Source organism: Planktotalea sp., from assembly GCF_039984035.1.
Taxonomy (GTDB): domain Bacteria; phylum Pseudomonadota; class Alphaproteobacteria; order Rhodobacterales; family Rhodobacteraceae; genus Planktotalea.
Genome location: NZ_JBDWVM010000233.1, coordinates 1 through 3,012 on the forward strand (window position 1 = coordinate 1; position 3,012 = coordinate 3,012).

3 protein-coding genes are annotated in these 3,012 nt (G+C 52.0%); all 3 read left to right on the forward strand.

Features of this window, described 5'->3' with window-relative positions:
- Positions 1 to 951 (forward strand): sn-glycerol-3-phosphate ABC transporter ATP-binding protein UgpC (ugpC, locus tag ABJQ89_RS10535; protein ID WP_348496196.1); only part of this gene is annotated, 951 nt, incomplete at its 5' end.
- Positions 951 to 1,853: a glycerophosphodiester phosphodiesterase family protein gene (locus tag ABJQ89_RS10540; protein ID WP_348496197.1), complete on the forward strand. Its 903-nt coding sequence runs from the start codon at positions 951 to 953 to the stop codon at positions 1,851 to 1,853. The genes ugpC and ABJQ89_RS10540, both read left to right, overlap by 1 nt.
- Before the next feature lie 81 nt (positions 1,854 to 1,934).
- On the forward strand, positions 1,935 to 3,012 hold a 1,078-nt coding region (locus ABJQ89_RS10545), incomplete at its 3' end, for a Na/Pi symporter (protein ID WP_348496198.1).

Sequence of the window (3,012 nt, forward strand, 5' to 3'; positions counted from 1 at the left end):
GTGATTGTTGGTCCGTCTGGCTGCGGTAAATCCACGCTTTTGCGCATGGTGGCGGGGTTGGAAAGCGTATCCGAAGGTGAGATCGCGATTGGCGGCAAAATCGTCAATGATCTTGAACCGATGGACCGAGATATCGCGATGGTGTTCCAAAACTACGCGCTTTACCCTCATATGAGCGTGCGTGACAACATGGGCTATGGCCTGAAAATTGCGAAGGTTCCGAAAGCCGCGATCGAGGCAAAGGTCAACGACGCCGCAAAACTGTTGCAGCTTGAGCCTTACCTTGATCGCCGCCCGCGTGATCTGTCTGGCGGTCAACGACAACGAGTGGCGATGGGCCGTGCGATTGTGCGTGAGCCTGCCGTGTTCTTGTTTGATGAACCATTGTCCAACCTAGATGCAAAGCTGCGCGTGCAAATGCGGCTTGAAATTCGCGACCTCCAAAACCGCCTTGGCATCACGTCATTGTATGTAACCCACGATCAGGTTGAAGCCATGACAATGGCTGACCGAATGATCGTCATGAATGGTGGACGCGCCGAACAAATCGGTACACCGCTTGAAGTTTACGAAACCCCGCAAACGCTTTTTGCCGCGCAGTTCATCGGCAGCCCATCCATGAATGTTTTTGATGCAGTGATCGAGGGAAAGACGTTAAAGGTCGCTGATACCTCAGTTCCGGCACAAACCTCTGCCGTAGGAAAAGTGACAGCTGGCATTCGCCCCGAACACGTCATTGCTGATAAAAATGGCCCCCTTTCGATCACTGTACAGATGGGCGAGCCGCTAGGGGCAAATACGTTGTTGCATGGCCGACTGAACGGAACCAACGAAGCGTTCACACTCAGCCTTCCGGGGGTGCATCATGCGGTCGCGGGCGAAGCGATCCGTTTTTCAGTTGATCCCGCACACTTGCATTTCTTTGACGCTGAAACCGGGCAGCGCATCTAATGCATAGCGACGCAAAACAACGAGGTATACAAGTCTTCGGCCATCGGGGCGCGCGGGGTATCTACCCTGAAAACACAATGGCCGGCTTTCAATATCTATTTGACATTGGCGTCACCGCGGTAGAGTTCGATGTCCAGAACGCGGCCAATCGTTTGACTGTGCTGGCCCATGATCCACACGTGACATTAAACGATGAAGCAGAAATTCGTTTGGTGCGTAAAACTACAGCTGAACAAGTAAAGCAGCTTAAGGTTGGCGCGTTACGTCCTGCTAGCACAGATCACATTCTGTTTCCCGATCAGGCGCGTTTGCCACATGAAAAGGTTCCAACATTTGATGCGTTCTGTGCATGGGCCTCTGACCATGCGCCGATGCTGCTAAACGTTGAGATCAAATCACATGCTTTGAACACTGATCTGTATGATGCGCCCGATGTGATCGTGTCAGACGTGGTTGATATTATTGAACGGCATGATTTGAGTAATCGGTGTGTCATCTCTAGTTTTGATTGGCGTGTACAAGCGGCCTGCGCCAAACGGAATCCCCAAATTAGACGAGGATACCTAACGCTTGAACAGGCACATGGCACCACGATGGAACCAAATGTCATAGATGGTTCCCTTTGGCTTGATGGAGTTTCACTGAACAACCACAATGCCAGCTTGCCACAAGCGATCGCAGATCTCGGTGGCAAAGTATGGTGTCCGTTTTTCAAAGACCTTACGGTCGATGCGCTAAGACAGGCGCAGGACTTAGGTTTGCTTGTTAACGTTTGGACGGTCAATGACATCGTCGATATTGACCGGATGATCGGATTTGGCGTTGACGGAATAATTTCAGACTATCCAGCGCGCGTGCAAAACGCTTTAGCGCGTCACGATGAAGATCTTTCGCAAATCTAGATCTGGGACAGGTTTTTCGAGTGCCTGCCTGACTTAACCCTTCAATTCGCCCTTACTTACGAAACAAAAAATAGGTCGCTTATGCTCCTTATGATCGAACTGGTTGGCGCAGTTGGCTTGTTGTTGTTTGGACTACGACAGGTGCGCAACGGCATGATGCGTGCATTTGGAAGTAGCCTAAAGCGATTGGCCGGGCGAACCGAAGGGCGTGTCGTCCCAACATTCCTAACCGGGCTATTAGTTGCTGTATTGCTTCAAAGCAGCGCGGCCACTGCAATGATTTCAGCGACTTTCGCTGCGCAAGGTGCTATCAGCGCAGCCACTGCATTCATCACAGTTTTGGGCGCCGATGTTGGAACAGCAATCGCGGCCTTAATAGCGTCTCAGGAAATTACGGCGGTTTCACCATTGTTGATTGCGGTCGGTTATTTCGGCGGGCAATCGGCGCGTATTCCGCGCACCATCGGTTTGTACAAATCAACGTTGGGAGTCGGTTTGGTGTTGTTGGGACTGTCCCTTGTCGGCATCACCGCCCTGCGCATCAGCGAGTTAAAAGACTTCGCAACGATCCTTGGGATCTTTGCAAAACAACCTCTTCTTGTTTTGATCCTTGGTGCTGGAATTTCATATCTCGCCCATTCAAGCCTCGCAGTGATCTTACTCACAATCGGGCTTGCACACGCAGGGGTTCTTGATCCGCAGGCTAGTTTGTTCATGGTTCTCGGAGCGAACATCGGCAGTGGCGTGTTGCCGGTTGTCGCTCATCTGCAATCCTCGGCAACAGCGCGAATTCCGCTCATTGCGAACCTTTACGTTCGCCTTGCTGGGGTGACAATTGCGTGGGTGCTAATCATTCTGGTTTGGCCGGTTCCACAGTTCGGCTTCTCCCAAAAAATGCAGCCGCTCCTGTTGCATGTGGTGTTGAACATCGCTGTCGCACTAGTTGGCATCGTCGGTGCTCGTTTATGGGTAGCATTGGCAACTGGGTCCGTGACGGCAGACAAAGAAGACACTGATGAAGTGCATCCAATACATTTGGACCCCAACGCGCATGAAACGCCATCTCGCGCGCTCGCATGCGCCAAGCGCGAAGCGCTGCGCATGGCAGACATTGCCCAAAGCATGGTCCGAAATGTCGGTCCAATTCTGGGTTCCAGTG